Source organism: Spirosoma rhododendri, assembly GCF_012849055.1.
Lineage (GTDB): Bacteria > Bacteroidota > Bacteroidia > Cytophagales > Spirosomataceae > Spirosoma > Spirosoma rhododendri.
This window is the reverse complement of sequence record NZ_CP051677.1, coordinates 868,503-886,733: the sequence shown is the minus strand read 5'-3', so window position 1 is coordinate 886,733 and position 18,231 is coordinate 868,503. Positions and strand designations below refer to the sequence as shown.

6 protein-coding genes and 1 pseudogene are annotated in these 18,231 nt (G+C 54.3%); 5 read left to right on the top strand and 2 right to left on the bottom strand.

Features of this window, described 5'->3' with window-relative positions; genetic code table 11:
• Nucleotides 1-159: 159 nt before the first annotated feature.
• Nucleotides 160-1,536, bottom strand: a complete 1,377-nt coding sequence (locus HH216_RS03365; RefSeq protein ID WP_169549503.1) for a Gfo/Idh/MocA family protein — start codon at nucleotides 1,534-1,536, stop codon at nucleotides 160-162.
• 315 nt (nucleotides 1,537-1,851) lie between these two features.
• On the opposite strand from HH216_RS03365, the pseudogene HH216_RS03360 reads away from it, so the two are divergent.
• Nucleotides 1,852-4,883 (top strand): annotated as a pseudogene (locus HH216_RS03360) (carboxypeptidase-like regulatory domain-containing protein).
• 172 nt (nucleotides 4,884-5,055) lie between these two features.
• Entirely contained in the window at nucleotides 5,056-6,438 is a 1,383-nt protein-coding gene (locus tag HH216_RS03355) for an APC family permease (protein WP_169549502.1), read from the top strand.
• 66 nt (nucleotides 6,439-6,504) lie between these two features.
• Here the strand turns inward: HH216_RS03355 and HH216_RS03350 are convergent, their stop codons facing one another.
• Nucleotides 6,505-9,471 (bottom strand): FAD-binding and (Fe-S)-binding domain-containing protein, encoded by a 2,967-nt coding sequence (locus HH216_RS03350; RefSeq protein ID WP_169549501.1) that lies wholly within the window; start codon nucleotides 9,469-9,471, stop codon nucleotides 6,505-6,507.
• A gap of 488 nt (nucleotides 9,472-9,959) precedes the next feature.
• Here HH216_RS03350 and HH216_RS03345 point away from each other — a divergent pair, with 488 nt between their 5' ends.
• From HH216_RS03345 to HH216_RS03335, 3 genes are all read left to right on the top strand, one after another.
• A complete protein-coding gene (locus tag HH216_RS03345; RefSeq protein ID WP_169549500.1) occupies nucleotides 9,960-13,061 on the top strand; it encodes a SusC/RagA family TonB-linked outer membrane protein in 3,102 nt (1,033 codons plus the stop codon).
• 119 nt (nucleotides 13,062-13,180) lie between these two features.
• Entirely contained in the window at nucleotides 13,181-14,761 is a 1,581-nt protein-coding gene (locus tag HH216_RS03340) for a RagB/SusD family nutrient uptake outer membrane protein (RefSeq protein WP_169549499.1), read from the top strand.
• Nucleotides 14,762-14,899: 138 nt separating this feature from the next.
• Complete coding sequence (locus tag HH216_RS03335) at nucleotides 14,900-18,151, top strand: VCBS repeat-containing protein (protein ID WP_169549498.1); 3,252 nt, start codon at nucleotides 14,900-14,902, stop codon at nucleotides 18,149-18,151.
• The last annotated feature ends 80 nt before the right edge of the window (nucleotides 18,152-18,231 follow it).

The following is an 18,231-nucleotide window of genomic DNA, read 5'->3' as shown; positions in this document are numbered from 1 at the left end:
TTTTCCATGTCGAAAACGTTTTTTTGTCATCCCGAGCCTGCGAGGGATCTTCGTTAGCAGGCGGTTTTTCTGCACCTAACGAAGATCCCTCGCAGGCTCGGGATGACAAAAATGCGTTCTCAAAAAACCTCTTGAAAACCATATTGTAAACGTCGTTCGTTAGACCGTCACCGTTTTGCCGGGTACGGCTATCGGGTAAAAACCGTCCTTGTCGGGGAGCACTTTGGGCATGGCGTCCCAGGCCAGTTTTTCAGGGAACAAGTCGATCTGCGAGTTCAATGCTTCGTCCCATTTGACGACTTTGCCGGAGTATGTCGCCATACGGCCCATAATTGCGGTCATCGTGCTTTTTGCCACCCGTTCTGCGTCGGCAAATTTGTAATCGCCCTTGGCAATAGCCGCGAACAGTTCGTCGTGCTCGATCTGATACGGGTTGCCGTCCGCTTTGGCGTCATGCGTGTAAATAGGCTGGCCATTGTATCCCATCAGGGCACTGGTCCGTTTCTCCATCCCTTCAACTTTGCCTTTCGTACCCAGGAATAGTTCGTCTACCCGGCTAAAGGTGCCCTCGTAGTGTCGGCATTGGCTGTTGATGGTTGTCCCATCGGCGTAAACGAAGTCTACGATGTGGTGGTCGAAGATTTCGCCGTCGTCTTTGCCATTCCGGACCTGCCGCCCGCCCGTTCCCTGACAGGATACCGGATAACTGTTTTTGACCCAGTTGGCTACGTCGATATTGTGAACGTGCTGCTCGTTGATGTGATCACCGCACAGCCAGTTGAAGTAGTACCAGTTGCGCATCTGATAGTCCATTTCGGTCTGTTGGGGCTGGCGTGGCTTGTGCCAGACCCCCCCGCTGATCCAGTACACCTGACCACCCACAATATCGCCAAGGGCTCCGTCCTGAATCCGCTTGATCATCTCGCGGTAACTGGGCTGGTAGCGCCGTTGCAGGCCAACGACGACATTGAGTTTTTTCTTTTTAGCTTCTTCCGCAGCCGCCAGCACCCGCCGAATACCCGGTGCGTCGGTAGCGACCGGCTTTTCCATGAAAACGTGCTTGCCCTGCCGAACGGCCTCTTCGAAATGGCTGGGCCGGAAGCCCGGTGGCGTTGCCAGAATAACGACGTCGGCCAGCGGAATGGCCTGCTTGTATGCGTCGAAGCCAACAAACTTATGATCTTCCGGTACGTCGACCTTTGCTGATCCGTCGGCGGCTTTGGCTCCCCGGCCAGTCAGGGCCTTGTAGGACTCATCGAGCCGGTCGCGGAAGGCATCGGCCATCGCTACGATTTTAACGTTCTGCTTGGTGCTCAGTGCCTGCTGAGCGGCCCCGGTACCGCGTCCGCCACATCCAATCAGCGCAACCTTGATAACGTCGTTCGCCGAATTATGATAGCCGGTGGCAAACGCTGCGCCCGGCAGGCTGCTCAGCAGTGTTCCTCCGGCCAGCAGCCCCGATGTTTTCAGAAACGAGCGACGGCCGGTCTGATCCAGTAAATTCGATAGGGGAGTAGAGTCGATTGAGTGCTTCATGGTAACCGAAACAGTTGAGAGGTTTGGGAATACAGTTGAAAGGAAAAATATCGGCTGGATATACTAATCGACTGATCGTGAATGTAAAATGGCGGCAAAATCATACCGTTTGTTGCGCCGTTTACTGTATGCTTGCATACTGTTTTTGTGACCACCTGTATACTTATAGTGTGTTAATAGTCAGGTAGTTGACTTAATTAGGTAGAAAATTTTTTTATAAAATGCCAAGAAAAAACAATATAAAACTTATGCTTATCCGTATGTTTACCCAATAAGAGCCATTTACACCTGATGTTGACCGTTTACTAACGAATTATGCAAAAAACCACTACCTACGCACTTTACCTGACCTGCCTTTTAAGTTTGTTAAGTCTGGCCGCCGTGGCTCAGACGCGTGTGTCGGGCCGGATCACCGATGAATCAAAACGAGAGCCGCTGGCGGGTATAAGTATCGCCGTCGTCGGAAAAGTTGTCGGTACAATCACCGACCAGAAGGGACAGTTTTCGCTGTCTGTCAACACCCCGCCCCCGTTTACGCTGGCCATATCGGGCGTTGGTTTCCAGACCCAAACGATTGCTGTCAATGGCAATCGCACCGATCTTGACATTGCCCTCAAAGAGCAGGTAATGCTGGGGCAGGAAGTCGTTGTATCGGCGTCACGGGTTGAAGAGAACGTGTTGAAGTCGCCCGTTACGGTGGAGAAAATGGACATTCGTGCCATCCGCGAAACACCATCGGCTAACTTCTACGACGGATTAGCGAATCTGAAAGGCGTCGACGCGGCTACGCAGGGCGTACTGTTCAAATCACTCAACATGCGCGGTTTCGGCGCGACGGGTAACCCGCGTACGGTGCAGCTTATCGACGGTATGGATAACTCGGCACCGGGTCTGAATTTCCCGGTCGACAACATCAACGGTATCCCGGAGCAGGATGTGGAGAGCGTCGAGATTTTGCCCGGTGCAGCTTCGGCGCTTTACGGCCCCAACGCCATTCAGGGCCTGATTCTGCTGAACAGCAAAAGCCCGTTCCTGTATCAGGGAGTGAGTGCCAACGTGAAAACCGGCGTGATGAACGCCAGCAACCGGACTACGCCGACGACGGGTTTTTACGACGCATCGATCCGCTACGCGAAAGCATTCAACAATAAGCTGGCGTTTAAAGTCAACCTGTCGTACATCAGGGCGCAGGACTGGCAGGCCACCAACTATTCCAACCTGAACGCCCTGAATGGTAATTTCGGTAACGCCGACCCAAACCGGGGCGCAGGGACGGCACTCAACTACGATGGCGTAAACGTTTACGGCGACGAAGCGCAGGCGAACATGCTGACGGTAGGTCAGTCACTGGTAACGGCCGGCCGAATTCCGTCGTCAGCACTGGCGCTGATTCCCAACGTCAACGTGAGCCGGACGGGTTTTGCTGAAGCCAATCTGGTTGATTACAATACGAAAAGCCTGAAGCTGAATGGAGCCGTGCATTACCGGCTGTCGGAAGGGCTGGAACTGATTGGGCAGGCCAACTACGGCTATGCAACGACAGTATACACGGGCAACGGACGGTATGCGCTGCGGGATTTCAGTCTGACCCAGGCCAAGATCGAACTGCGGGGTACCAACCTGACTCTGCGCGCCTATACCACACAGGAGCGGTCGGGTAAGTCATACACGGCGGGTCTGACCAGCATTCAGATGAACGAAGCCTGGAAGACAAGCCCGAACTGGTTCGGCCAATATGTGGGTGCCTACGTAGGCGCACGGGGAGCGGGGCAGGGCGACGACGCGGCTCAGCTAACCGCCCGTGGTGTAGCAGATCAGGGCCGGCCGCTGCCGGGTTCCGATGCCTACAACACGTTGTATGAGCGTATCCGCAACACGCCCATCTCGCAGGGGGCGGTGCTTTCTCCGACAAGTCGAACCTGTATCATTTTGAGGGGCTGTACAACTTTAGAAACATCATCCGCTTTGCCGAGGTACTGGTAGGGGCCAACTACCGGATCTATCAACTCCGCTCCGACGGTACGCTGTTTGCCGATAAAGTCGACGGCCGCAATGGCAGCATTCCTATTCACGAGTTCGGCGGGTTTGCGCAGGCCAGCAAGTCGCTGTTCAGCGAACATCTGAAACTGACGGCGTCAGTTCGTTACGACAAGAACCAGAACTTCCAGGGCCAGTTTACCCCCCGCGTATCGGCCGTGGCTACGTTTGGGGAGCAAAATTTCCGCTTGTCGTACCAGACCGGTTTCCGCATTCCGACCACGCAGAACCAGTATATCGACCTCGTTACGCCGTTGGCGCGCCTGATTGGTGGTCTGCCTGAAGCGTATAACCGTTATGGGCTGGAAGGCAACGCCTATTCGCGCACCGACGTCGCTAACTTCGGCGCGGCTGTGTTACGCACGGCTGCGGACCCGGCTACTGCACAACAGGCGATTGCACTTATCACGGCGCAGGTTAGGAATCAGGTTACAGCCGCCGTAAACGCGGCTGTTGCCGCCGGGCAAGTTCCGGCCGCAGCAGCGGCAGCCTTAATTCAGCAGCAGATTGCGGCTGCGCTGCCGGCAGCACTTCAAGCCAACGGCACCGCTGTTGGGCAGGCAGTGGCCGTTAATAACAACATAAGTAGTCTGCAACCGTATCAGCGCAAAGAGTTTAAGCCAGAGCGCGTAGCCAGCTACGAAGTTGGCTACCGGGGCGTCATCAACCGGCGGTTGTTTGTCGATGCCTACTACTACTATAGTATGTACAAAAACTTCATTGGTAACGTCGTGCTGATTCAGCCAACCGCATCGCTGGCACCGGGCCTGTTGCCTTTGCAATCGGGTGTGCTGAGCGGCAACACGCGGAACGTGTACTCGATGCCCGCCAACAGTAGCGAGCGGATTACGACGTCGGGTTGGGCAATCGGGCTGAACTATCAGCTGAACAAAGGCTACGGACTGTCGGGAAACATTGCCAACAACACGCTGAATAATTTTACGCCGTCGGCTGAGCTGCAAACGTCGGGTTTCAACACGCCGAAATACCGCTGGAACGTTGGGTTCAGCAAGCGGAGTCTGGTAAACTCGAACATCGGTTTTGCCGTGACGTTCAAGCATCAGGACCAGTTTACCTGGGAAGGCTTTGCAGTGCCGTCGGAAGCGGGCGTACCTTTATATGACAACGCCATCGTACCAGCGATCAATAACTTCGATGCGCAGGTCAACTACAAAGTGTCGAGCCTGAAGTCGATTGTAAAAATTGGCGCTACAAACCTGTTCGGAAAGCCCTACTATCAGGCATACGGCAGTTCGTACGTCGGCACTACCTATTACATCGGGCTGACATTCGATCAATTGCTGAATTAAGCGGCCAATAAACCTTGTCTGTTTTTGGAAAACCGGTTCGCCAATGGTGGGCCGGTTTTTTGTTGGCCAATCGATTGGAAACGCGGTCTGCGCCAGCTACCGGCGAACTTTTAGGCCAGTTCCAGCCTTACACGCACAGGCCAATGCCGGTCTGTTTTCAACCCGTACCCCTTTGTCGAACGCTGCATCGACTGGCTCGTCCAGTCTACCGGATGCCCCGGTTCCCGAACATTTGCCCCGTCGGCTGAATCTGCTTCAGGGAACGGCGCTCAACATGATCGACATGGTCGGTATCGGTCCGTTTGTGGTGTTGCCACTGGTGATCAAAACGCTGGGTGGCGGGCTTTTTTTGTGGGCATGGGTGCTGGGGGCCGTTGTTTCCCTGATCGATGCCTTCGTTTGGTCGGAACTGGGCGCGGCCTTTCCGCAGGCGGGGGGTAGCTACAACTTTCTCAAGATTTCGTATGGCGAACAGCGCTGGGGGCGACTGCTATCGTTTCTCTATGTCTGGCAGACGCTGATTCAGGCCCCGCTCGTGCTGGCATCAGGCGCGATCGGCTTTGCCCAATATGTGTCGTACCTGACTCCGCTCGATGAGTGGCAGCGTAAAGCGATTTCGGGCGGTATCGTCCTGCTGATTATCGTGCTGCTCTACCGCAAAATCGATTCGATCGGCACCATCGGTGTGGTTATGTGGGGAGCTGTGCTGCTGACGCTCGGCTGGATCATCGTTGGCGGATTAACCAACGTCAGAATTCCGCTATCGCAGACGCTGTCATCGGTAAGTTCGATCAGCGGGGGTGTGTTGGCCGTTGGGCTGGGGCAGGCTACCGTCAAAACGATCTACTGCTATCTCGGCTATTATAACGTCTGCCATCTGGGCGGAGAAATTCAGAAGCCGACCCGAAACATACCCGCCAGTATGTTTATCTCCATCGTCGGTATTGCCGCACTTTATCTGCTGATGAACCTGAGCGTGGTCAGTGTTGTACCCTGGCAGCAGGCGCAGCACAGTCAGTTTATCGTCAGCACCTTTATCGAAACGTTGTACGGCCCGGGTGTGGCCCGGCTGGCTACGATACTGGTCCTGATTGTCGCGTTTTCGTCGCTGTTCGCGGTGCTGCTCGGTTATTCGCGGGTACCGTATGCCGCTGCTGTCGACGGGCAATTTCTACGTGTGTTCGCCAAACTCCACCCGACCCGCCAGTTTCCATACGTATCGCTGCTGTTTCTGGGTGGATTGGGGTTCGTGTTCAGCCTGCTCTTCAGACTCAGCGACGTGATCGACGGTATTCTGGCGATGCGGATCATGGTGCAGTTTGTGGGGCAGGCCGTGGGCTTGCTGCTGTTGCACCGCCGTCGGACGGCCGAAACTTTCCCTTTCCGAATGCCGCTGTATCCCATACCGGTTCTGCTGGCCATCGCCGTTTGGCTGCTAATCTTTGCCTCGACCAAAGTAACGTTTATGCTTTCCGGCCTGGCTGTGCTGGCGCTGGGCGTCGTCGCATTCCTGCTCTTCAACCGCTACCGGCGGCAGTGGCCGTTTGGACAGTGATTGAATGATAGAGTGATAGAATGACTGAATGCGTCAGCCTATTCAATCATTCTATCACTCTATCATTCAATCATTATTCAGCGCGTCAAACAAGATCTCGGCGGGGTGTTGCGCTTTGCGGGCGGTGCCGTCTTTGATCTGGTGGCGGCAGGAGGTGCCCGGTGCGGCAATGATAACGTCGTCGGGTTGTTGCCGGACGGTCGGGAACAGGACCAGTTCACCGATTTTCATCGATACATCGTAGTGCTCGGCTTCGTATCCGAACGAGCCAGCCATACCGCAGCAACCCGACGGAATCAGCTGTACCGTGTAATTCTTCGGTAACGACAGGGCTTTCTTACCCGGCACCAGTGACGATACCGCCTTCTGCTGGCAGTGACCGTGTAATTTAATCAGCCGCGTTTCCTGCGTGAACTGCTCCGGACGTATGCGTTTGGCGTCGAGTTCGCGGGCGATAAATTCTTCAAACGTCAGCGCATTTTTCGACAGGGCTTTAGCATCGGCAACCAGCGATTCATCGACCAGATCGGGATATTCATCACGGAATGTCAGAATGGCCGACGGCTCCAGCCCGACGAGGGGTGTGTCGGTGGTGATGACGCCACGCAGGCTGCGAACGTTATGGTCGGCCATCTGCTTCGCCATCTTCAGCATACCTTTCGACAGAGCCGCCCGCCCACTTTCGCCGTGTTTGGGTATGATGACCGTGTATCCCAGCCGCTCGAATAATTGCACGGCTTTCTGACCAACCGGTACATCGTTGAAATTGGTAAACTCGTCGCAGAACAGGTAGACGGTTTTCTGCGCCTGATTGCCAGCCGTGGCTACTGTCGACCGGCGCGACGTAAACCATTTTTTCAACGTCGTTTTGTCGAGCAGTGGCATCGTCCGGTCGGGGTGGAAGCCGAGCGTTCGGTTCGCGATCCGGCGCAGGGCAGGGGTTCCGAGTACGCCATTGTACGCCCAGGGTACCAGCGACGCCAGACCCGACAGCCGCCCGAAGTTGGCGATCATGCGCGACCGAAGTGGTACGCCATTAGCATCATAGTAATGCTGCAAAAACTCGGCTTTTAGCTTGGCAACGTCCACGTTCGACGGACACTCCGATTTGCATCCTTTGCACGATAGACACAGGTCGTAGACTTCCTTGATCTCCTTGTTGTCGAAGCGGTTGTCTTTGTCGGAGCGCGTCAGCATTTCGCGCAGGATGTTTGCCCGCGCCCGCGTCGTATCTTTCTCGTTGCGGGTTGCCATGTAGCTGGGGCACATCGTCCCGCCCGACCGCTCCGTTTTCCGACAGTCGCCGGAGCCGTTGCACTGCTCGGCATGCTGGAGAATCGTCTGGTTTTCGTAGCGGAAATACGTCTGGAAGTCGGGCGTCTGCTGACCCGCTTCGTAGCGCAGGAACGTATCCATCGGTGGCGTCTCCACGATCTTGCCGGGGTTGAAAATGCCGTCGGGGTCCCACGTATGCTTAATCTGCCGCATCAGCTCATAATTGTGCTGACCAACCATTTGCGGAATGAACTCGCCCCGCAGTCGCCCGTCGCCGTGCTCACCCGACAATGACCCGTCGTATTTCTTAACCAGCGTGGCAATCTGTTCGGCAATTAGCCGGTACTGCCGGTGCCCTTCGGCCGTTTTCAGGTTGATAATCGGGCGCAGGTGTATTTCGCCCGAACCCACGTGGGCGTAGTGAACCGCCGACATCTGATTTTCTTTCAGGATATCGTTGAACTCGCGGATAAAGTCAGGCAGGTCGTGCACATCGACGGCCGTATCTTCGATAACGGCTACGGCTTTCGCATCGCCGGGCAGGTTACCCAGCAAACCCAGACCCGCTTTGCGCAGCGTCCAGATTTTCTTGGTGTCTTCGCCGTACAGCACCGGGTAATGATAGCCCATCGTCGCCGTCTGCATCTCGGCAATCATCGCATCGGCCAGTTCCTGAATCTCCGCTCTCGTATCGCGCGATAAGTCAACGACCAGAATGATCGGGAAGGTGTCGCTGGCTGTTTTCTGGACGAAAAAGCTGTTTTTGCGCTGCTCCGGATTTTCGTCGGCCCGTTCCAGAATGATGTCGTCGATCAGTTCGACGGCATACGGCTGATACTTCAGTGCCACCAGCGTTGCCCGCAGTGCTTCGTCGATCGACCGGCAGTGAACGCATACCAGCCCACCTTCCTTCGGCGGCAGTGGCACCAGGTTGAGTTTGATCTCCGTCAGGAAACAAAGCGTTCCTTCCGAGCCGGCAATAAATTTAGCCAAGTTGAAAGCCGCCCCATCGGCGGTATAAGGCGCCATGTCGAGCAGCGCGTCGAGCGCGTAGCCCGTGTTACGCCGTTCGATGGTCTGCTTCGGGAAGTTGCGCCGAATTTCTGCCTGATTGGCTGAGTCCGATAGTATCGCGTTCGTGGTCAGTAGAATCCGGTCCACCAGTGAAGCCGTGCCGTTTTTGCGAGTGGCCGTAGCAAGTTGCTCCGCAAAATCTGCCGACGATGTTGCACCAAATTCGACTTCGCTACCATCGGCGAGCAGCGCTTTTACCGACAATGTGTGCTCCCGTGTGGCCCGGTACACAACCGAATTAGAGCCGCACGAATTATTGCCGACCATACCCCCGATCATGGCCCGGTTTGCCGTCGATGTTTCCGGTCCAAAATACAAGCCGTATGGTTTCAACGCCTGATTCAGCTCATCCCGAATTACGCCCGGCTGCACCCGCACCCAGCGTTCGTCCGGGTTGATTTCCAGGATTTTTGTAAAATGCTTCGATACATCGACCACGATACCATTGCCCACCACCTGCCCGGCCAGCGATGTTCCGGCGGTTCGCGGGATGACGGGTAACTTATGATGCCTGGCAAAAGAAAGCAGCGTTTTGAGATCGTTTACGGTTTTGGGCACAGCTACGGCCATGGGCATTTCCCGATAAGCCGATGCGTCGGTCGCGTATAGCGTACGCTGTGTCGTATCGTCATACAGCTCTCCGTCCAGTTGAGCGGCCAGTGGCTGAAAAAAAACAGAATTCATACGGGCAGGTTAACCGGCCTGTGTAAGTAGAACCGGTACAGTTTATACAAAAATAGCCTTTAAACGCACATTCTCCCGGTATACGGGGGAGTTGATAAGTAAAAAGTGAGCGTATGCCGTTGCAGCAGTAAATGGGCGATAGTTGGCTGATTTTCAATTAATTATTGAAATAGGTATAGTTTTGGCTGACCAATTTCGCTTGGAAAAATGAAATTATACTTATACCAATAGTACAATTTTAACCCTCATTGTGCAAATTTTGATATTATCCCTTTGTATTATTAGGAGTAATTCTATTAGTTTTGCCCACTGGTCTTGATATGTTTTTCTTTAATCTGGAATAAATGCATGGGGCTGTCGAAGAAAATAACCTGGTTAAACTAGTGTGATTTCGTCAGTGTATGCGCTGTTGCAGAAGACAGTGAGTAGTATATCAGCCAATTAATAAACCACCCTCCAAGTCTTATTCATTAAATTTTACAGAACCTATGATGGACAAATCCTACTTAGTAGGTCGCACCGATGCAGTTCGGTGTAAGCAATCCGGCCATATCCTGACTCGATTGGGTATGCTGGTTGTCTTGTTGTGTGCATTGCTGAGCACACAGGCTGTATTTGCGCAGGGTACGACAATCTCTGGTAAAGTAACGGACGGTACTGGCGCTGGCCTGCCGGGTGTTACAGTGCAGATTAAAGGTACCACGAAAGGAACGACGACCGACGGAAACGGTACCTACCAGCTGGCCAACGTGCCGGGTGGTTCGACCCTTGTATTCAGCTCGATCGGCTACACGACGCAGGAGATTGCCGCTGGTTCGCGGGCTTCGGTCGATGCCAGTCTGGTTGAAGACAACAAGACGCTGAACGAAGTTGTCGTCGTCGGTTACGGTACGCAGAAAGTAAAAGATGCGACCGGTAGCGTATCGACGCTGAGCACCAAAGAATTCAACAAAGGGGTCATTGCCTCGCCCGAGCAGCTGTTGCAGGGCCGGGTTGCCGGTGTGCAGATTACGCCTGCCAGTGGTGAGCCGGGTGCCGGTATCAACGTACAAATCCGTGGCGCTACGTCGTTGCGGGCTGGTAACAACCCACTGTACGTTGTTGACGGTGTACCTCTCGATGGTGGTGACTTCAGCAGCGGTGGTGTTGACGTCGGTGCGGGTGGCACTTCGACGCCCCGTAACCCGCTGGCGTTCCTGAACCCCAACGACATTGAGAATATCTCGGTACTGAAAGACGCTTCGGCTGCTGCTATCTACGGAGCGCGGGGTGCCAACGGCGTAATCCTGATCACGACCCGTAAAGGTAAAGTAGGTCAGTCGCAGCTGAACATTTCGGCTTCGACCGCTTTCTCGAGCCCGTTGAAGCGGTACAACCTGCTCAATGCCGCTGATTTCGTTAACGGCGTAAAGGCTGCTGGTGGTAATGCATCGGATGCCGCTGTAAACGCTGGTGGCAACACCGATTGGCAGGATGTGCTTTTCCGCTCGTCGGTATCGCAGATCTACAACGCCAGCTTCGGTGGTGGTACGGAAACCACGCGATACAACTTCTCGCTGGGTTATCAAGACCAACAGGGTGTTGTTAACAAGACCGGTCAGAAGCGGATTACAGGCCGTATCAACGCGTCGCACGATCTGTTCAACCACAAAGTAACACTGGCCGTTAACGCGACGACGTCGAACATTCAGGATCAGTACACGCTGAACAACAACAACGCTGGTTATAACGGTAACATCATCGGCGCCATGATTTCGGCCAACCCGACCTACCCCGTTCGTAATGCCGATGGTACGTACTATCAGCTGGCGGGTGGTGGCTTCCGTAACCCGGCTGCGATCCTGGAGTACTACAAAGACAATGGGGTAACGAACCGCTCGTTGGCAAACGCCAGTGCTACGTGGCAGGTACTGCCCAGCGTATCGCTGAAAGCTAACTTCGGTATCGATAACTCGGTACAGACACGGAGTACGAGCATCGATTCGCGGTTGAATGCACAGCTGACGGGAACGATCATCCCGAACGTTGCCAGCGCCAACATCTTCGCCGATCCAACGACTGGCTTGGGTGGCTATGCGTATGTAAACAACCTGAACCGGTTGTCGAAACTGGTTGAATATACGGCGAACTACAACGGAACGGTTGGTCCGGGTACACTGGAAGGACTGTTGGGCTTCTCGTACCAAACCTTTGGTACACGCTCGAACTACCAGGTTGCCGGTAATTTCCCCTACAACGAAGCTGACATCAGCTATCTTGACAATATAGGCGCTGCTGCTACCAAAAACCCCGCTACGGGCGCTGCTATCACCTCGTTCGGTTCGGGTTCGGGCCGTAGCCAGAATGACCTGCAATCGTACTTTGGTCGATTGAACTACAACTTTCTGGAGAAGTATCTGGTAACGGTAACGGTTCGGGCCGATGGTTCGTCGCGTTTCGGTGTCAACAACAAGTACGGTGTGTTCCCTTCGGTTGCCGGTGCGTGGCGTCTGTCGCAGGAAAGCTTCATTCCGAAGAACATCTTCAACGACCTGAAGCTGCGTGCTAACTACGGTATCACGGGTAACCAAGATTTTGCGGGTGGTGCGTCGAAGATTATCTTCACGCGTAACGCCGACGGATCACAAACGCAGCAGAACAACCCCAACCCTGACCTGAAGTGGGAGCAGAATGCAACTGCTGGCATCGGTCTTGATTTCTCGGTTTTGAAGGGCCGTTTGGGTGGTTCGATCGACTACTATCACCGTGAAGCGACCAACACCCTGTTCCAGGTATTCTATGCACAACCTGCTCCGGTACAATACCGCTTCGTAAACTTGCCGGGCTCGATTGTCAGCACAGGTGTCGAGTTGTCGCTGAACTTCCAGGCCGTACAGACCCAGAAATTCACATGGGAAATCCAGGGTAACTTCACGACGCTGAAAAACGAGGTGAAAAACATCGGAACAACCGTAACGGTCGGTGCTATCGACGGTCAGGGTCTATCGGGCGCTTACGCCCAGCTGGTGACGAACGGCTATCCTCCGTTTGCGTTCTTCACACCGACCTTCACGGGTTACGACTCGAACGGCTACGCGACCTACGCTGACGGTGGTGCTTCGGCATACCAGGGAAGCCCCTTCCCAAAAGCTCGTCTGGGTCTGACTAACAATTTCACGTACGGTCGGTTCAACGCCAGTATTTTCTTCGACGGTCAGGTGGGTGGCTACATCTACAACAACACGGCTAATGCCCTGTTCCTGAAAGGTTCGTTGAAAAATGGCCGGAACGTAGACTATGCTGCGGCTAACTCACCAGAGAACGGTCTGAACCCCGGTTCGGTATCGTCGCGCTTCCTCGAAAAGAGCGATTTCCTGCGCCTGACGAACCTAAACATCGGTTACACGTTCAACCTGCCACAGGGTGGCTTCGCCAAGTCGCTGAACGTATCGCTGACAGGTCAGAACCTGTTCATTCTGTCGCCATACACGGGTCTAAACCCGAACGTAAACACGGTGAAAGTGCTGAACAACGTTCCATCGCTGGGTATTGATTACACGCCGTACCCAACGCCACGCACGTTTACACTGGGCCTGAACGTAGGTTTCTAGGACGTTCGGCTGTAGAGTTAAACTTTGCCTATGGCTGATCTTTTTGCTATCGGCAAAGTTTAATCTCCTCGCACTAAATCAAAACGCGTTTTGTACACGTTTTACCAATAAAACACAAAATGAACTTCTCAAAATATAATACAGTAGGTGTGCTGGGCGCTGCTCTGATGATGAGCACAATCAGCTGTACCAATCTGGACGACAAGGTTTTTGGTCAGCTGTCGTCCACCGAGGCATCTCCAGATGCTGTAGTACTTGATCCGCAGGCTACTCTTCAGGGGGCTTATGCGATTCTGAATAATATCGCCACGAACCAGGGAGGCACGTACGCTATGGAAGAGCACCCATCTGACGAAATGATGGGTCCAACGCGTGGTACTGACTGGGACGACTTCGGTACATGGCGGAAACTGCACCAGCATACGTGGGATGCATCGCACCAGCGTATTCTGGAAGCATGGAATGACCTGAACACGGGTGCATTCCGGGCAACACAGGCACTATCGGTAGCGGGGTCGAACACACAACGGGCAGCCGAATCGCGCTTCCTGCGTGGTTTCTTTACCTCATACATTGTTGACCTGTTCGGTCGGGTTCCCGTTCGGCAGGTATCCGATGCCGCCGATGCTAACCCACGCGTGCTGAGCCGTACGGAGGCTACCAACTTTGTTATCAGCGACCTGCGCTACGCATTCAACAACCTGGCAGCAGGTTCGGCGCCGAACGTAGCAACGAAGGAAGCGGCAGCAACGATGCTGGCCAAAATGTACCTGAACAAAGCGGTATATACCAACTCGTCGAGCCCGGCGGGACCGTACACCTTCGCAAAGTCGGATATGGACTCAGCGGTGTACTTCTCTAACCAGGTTATTTCGTCGAGCAAAGGTTTTGCGCTGACGTCGAAGGGTAAGTATTTCGACAACTTCCACTGGGAGAACGATTCGCGCTCGAAGGAGCTGATCTTCACGATTGCCAACAGCTCGGCCGCACAGCCTGGTAACGTGCGGAACCGCTACTACATGACGATGCACTACAATCAGTACGTCAACGCATGGAACGGTTTCACAACGCTGGCGGACTTCTACAATAGCTTCGAAAAATCAGACGAGCGTCTGAGTTCGCAGCCGTCTGACCTGACATCGAAGACGGGTCTGAACGCCGGCTTCCTGGTTGGTCAGCAGTTTGTAGTGAAGCCAAACACGACGGCTGCCGTTGCAGCCACTGATCGTAGCGGTAACCCGCTGGTATTTACTCCGAATGTGAACCTGGGTTTTGCCAATGAGGTACAGGGCATCCGGGTTATCAAATACCTGCCGCAGCCAGGTGCTGTCGATGCTCCGGCCAACGACTACGTATTCCTGCGCTATGCCGACGTACTGCTGATGAAAGCCGAAGCTATCCTGCGTGGTGGCACGGATTCGCAGGGGCAGACGGCACTGGCCATCGTGAACAACCTGCGCACCACCCGTGGCGCATCGAGCCTGAGCAGCCTTGATCTGGCTGGTATGCTGGCTGAGCGTGGCCGCGAAATGTATTGGGAAGGGTGGCGCCGGAGCGATCAGATTCGCTTTGGTACGTTCCTGGCCCCGGTCGATCAGCGGTCTTCGACATCGCCCGCAACGGCTGTTTTGTTCCCGTTCCCGCAACAGGCTATCGACAGTAACCCGAATCTGGCTCCCCAGAACCCAGGGTACTTATAACAGCTGATTTTTCGATTATAGTACCAAACAGCAGCCTGCCCGCAGGCTGCTGTTTGTAGTTTAAAGACCTACCAATTAAAATTGGCTAAAAGCCTGACGGATTGTGATGTATCACGGCTGTCTGGCGTTGTTTACTTAATGAAATTCTGGCTCGCTGTACCGTTCCTCCTTTCCCTGTACGCCTGTAATCAGTCGACTCCGCTGTTCACGCGGGCTGATCCGGCCAGGACGGGAGTGCAGTTTACTAATCAGCTTCAGGAAACCCGAACCGAGAATATTCTGGCCTTCGAGTACTTCTACAACGGAGCCGGTGTTGCGGCTGGCGACCTGAACAACGACGGTCACGTCGATCTGTACTTCACGGGCAATCAGGTCAGCAATAAGCTATTTCTGAACAAGGGTAATGCTTCGTTCGACGACGTGACGGCAAAGGCAGGCGTAGCTGGCCGGGCGGGGGGCTGGAAAACGGGCGTCACGCTGGCCGACGTCAACGCCGACGGCTGGCTTGACATTTATGTTTCCTATTCGGGGCTGCGCCCTGATTCACTGCGCCGAAACCAACTATTCATCAACAATAAAAATCTGACGTTTACCGACCGGGCAGCTGAGTATGGGCTGGCCGATTCAGGGTATTCGGTACAGGCTAACTTCTTCGATTACGACCGGGACGGTGACCTCGACTGCTTTCTGATTAATCATAACCTGAAAAATTACCAGCGTAAAGAAGCCTCCGTCATGCGGACCGAACGCGACTACAACGCGGGCGATAAGCTGTTTCGGAATATGACCGTTGAACGGCAGAAAGGAGACATAGCAACCGGTCCGCTGTTTGTCGACGTGTCGGAGCAGGCCGGAATAAAAGGCAATCCACTGGGGTTCGGGCTGGGTGTATCTGTCTCCGACGTGAACGGGGATGGCTACCCGGACGTGTACGTGTCCAATGATTTTGTCGAAGACGATTACCTGTACATTAACCAGAAAAACGGCACCTTTCGCGACGAACTCCGCGACCGTGTCGATCACACGTCTTACTCCGCAATGGGTATGGATATGGCCGATGTCAATAACGACGGTCGGTCTGATATCATGACGCTGGATATGCTGCCGGAAAGTAACGCCCGGCAAAAGCTGCTGCCCTGGCCCGACAACTGGAACGTGTATCAGGCCCAACTGCGTAACGGATTCTGGCACCAGAACATGCGCAACATGCTCCAGATTCAACAAACCAACGGTCAGTTTGCGGAGGTCGGCCAGCTGGCGGGCGTGTCGGCTACCGATTGGAGCTGGGGCGTGTTGCTGGCCGATTTCGATCTCGACGGTTATAAGGATATTTTCGTCAGCAACGGTATTTTACGCGATTTCACAAACGCTGATTTTGTGAAATTTTCTGACCAGATGCCGGGTACCGATGTGCTGGAGCAGATAAAGCAGATGCCGACGACGCAGACGAAAAACTATATTTTCCGCAACAACCAGAATCTGACGTTTACCAACGAACAGAAGGCGTGGGGCTTCGATGAACCAACGACATCGAACGGATGTGCCTATGCTGATCTCGACAGCGACGGCGATCTCGATCTAATCACGAACAACTTAAACGAACCGGCCCGCATCTACCTCAACCAGGAGCGCGAAACCAAAGCGACGCCCTATCTAGCCGTTAAGTTGACTGGCCCCAACACTAATCCGTTCGGTATCGGCGCGACGGTTACTGTTGCTGTCGACGGGAAAGCGCAGCGGCAGGAGCGGTATCCGACGCGGGGCTACGAATCGTGTAGCCACGGTGATCTGGTGTTCGGGTTGGGGGCAGAACCGAAGCAAATCAGCGTAACCGTACAATGGCCGGATGGCCGTAATCAGACGATAAGTGTGGTGAAGCCAGATCAGGTTCTGGTGCTTGACTATGGTAAGGCATCGGATATTGCACCAACGGTGCCGACGACTGCTAACCCACTTTTCTCGTCAGCCAATGGCCCCGCCTACGTGCACAAGGTCGATTCGACCAGTAACTTCGATCGGCAGGTGCTGTTGCCAATGCAATATTCGGCATCCGGGCCACGCATGGCGGTGGGTGAAACGAATGGTGAGCAACTGGTTTTCGTAGCCGGTAATGCTCAAAACTCAGGTCAGCTATTCAGACAAACGGCTAATGGTACGTTCCAGCCTGAACAGCTGGCAGGTGTAGCGGATGCCACTACGAATGATGCTTGCTTCGCTGACTTTAACGGCGATGGCCGGGTCGATCTGTACCTGGCCAATGGCGGGTACGGGGTAGCCGAAGCCGCCCGACGGCAGGATCAGCTTTGGCTCTGGACACCTGCCGGGTTTGTTCGGCAACCGCTGCCAGCGGAGTCGCTGAACAGCAGTTGTGTAAAAACGCTCGATGTTGACCTTGACGGTGATCTGGATGTGTTTGTCGGGGGCGGCATCCGGCCGTTTCGTTTCCCCGCCGATGATGAAAGTATGTTACTCGTCAACGACGGGAAAGCGCACTTTACGGCGCAGTCGCTGGGGCGGCTGGGGATGCTCACCGATGCCGCTGTTTTGGATGTCGACAAGGACAAGTTTCCTGATCTGGTGCTGGTTGGCGAATGGATGCCCGTCACCGTATTGCTGAACCAGAAGGGTAAACTCAGTGCGGATAGCAGAAAAGTGTACAACGAACTGGCTGGCTGGTGGAACCGTGTCGAACCGGCCGATCTGGATGGCGACGGGGACCTCGATCTAGTGGTTGGTAATCTGGGCTTGAACACGCCAATCCGGGCGAGTGCCGACCAACCGGCGCGACTGACCTACGACGACTTCGATCAGAACGGTACGCTCGACTTTTTCATGAGTTACCTCATCGACGGTAAGCGCTACCCGGCGTACTCCCGCGACGAAATTTGTGAACAGGTGCCGTCGCTGCGAAAAAAGTTTACCAATTATCAGAGTTTCGCCGATGCTACGATAGAAACCTGCTTCGATGAACAACAGCTGAAACAAGCCAAAAATTGGGAGATAAATGAGTTGCAAACGATGGTGCTGGAAAACAGAAACGGCACGTTGATTCCGCATCCGCTCCCGACGATCGCGCAGGCATCGCCCGTTTATGGAATTCTGACCGATGACTTCGATCACAACGGCACCACCGACTTGCTGTTGATGGGTAATAATTCCCGCATGCGGTTACGCATTGGTAAAGTCGATGCGAACCACGGGTTGGTGCTGAGCAACAACCGAAACTGGCAGTTCAGCGAGGTGCCGACCGACAAAACGGGCCTGTTCGTCCGGGGCGATGTGCGCGACGTGAAGCAAGTGAGAAATACTGTGCTGATTGGCGTTTGCAACGGAACCGTACAGGCCAAGCGGTTAGGTGGCTCTAGCCAATTAGTAGCATCGAAACACTGAATTTGTCATTCCTGACTGACAATGGCGATTCCTGAAAGGTCCAGCGTATCAGAATAACTATCTATAACCTATAGCGCGGT

Bases quoted from the DNA above. Each gene is read 5' to 3' on its own strand.
- HH216_RS03365 (WP_169549503.1), bottom strand. From the start codon at position 1,536: ATGAAGCACTCAATCGACTCTACTCCCCTATCGAATTTACTGGATCAG.
- HH216_RS03350 (WP_169549501.1), bottom strand. From the start codon at position 9,471: ATGAATTCTGTTTTTTTTCAGCCACTGGCCGCTCAACTGGACGGAGAG.
- HH216_RS03345 (WP_169549500.1), top strand. From the start codon at position 9,960: ATGATGGACAAATCCTACTTAGTAGGTCGCACCGATGCAGTTCGGTGT.
- HH216_RS03340 (WP_169549499.1), top strand. From the start codon at position 13,181: ATGAACTTCTCAAAATATAATACAGTAGGTGTGCTGGGCGCTGCTCTG.
- HH216_RS03335 (WP_169549498.1), top strand. From the start codon at position 14,900: ATGAAATTCTGGCTCGCTGTACCGTTCCTCCTTTCCCTGTACGCCTGT.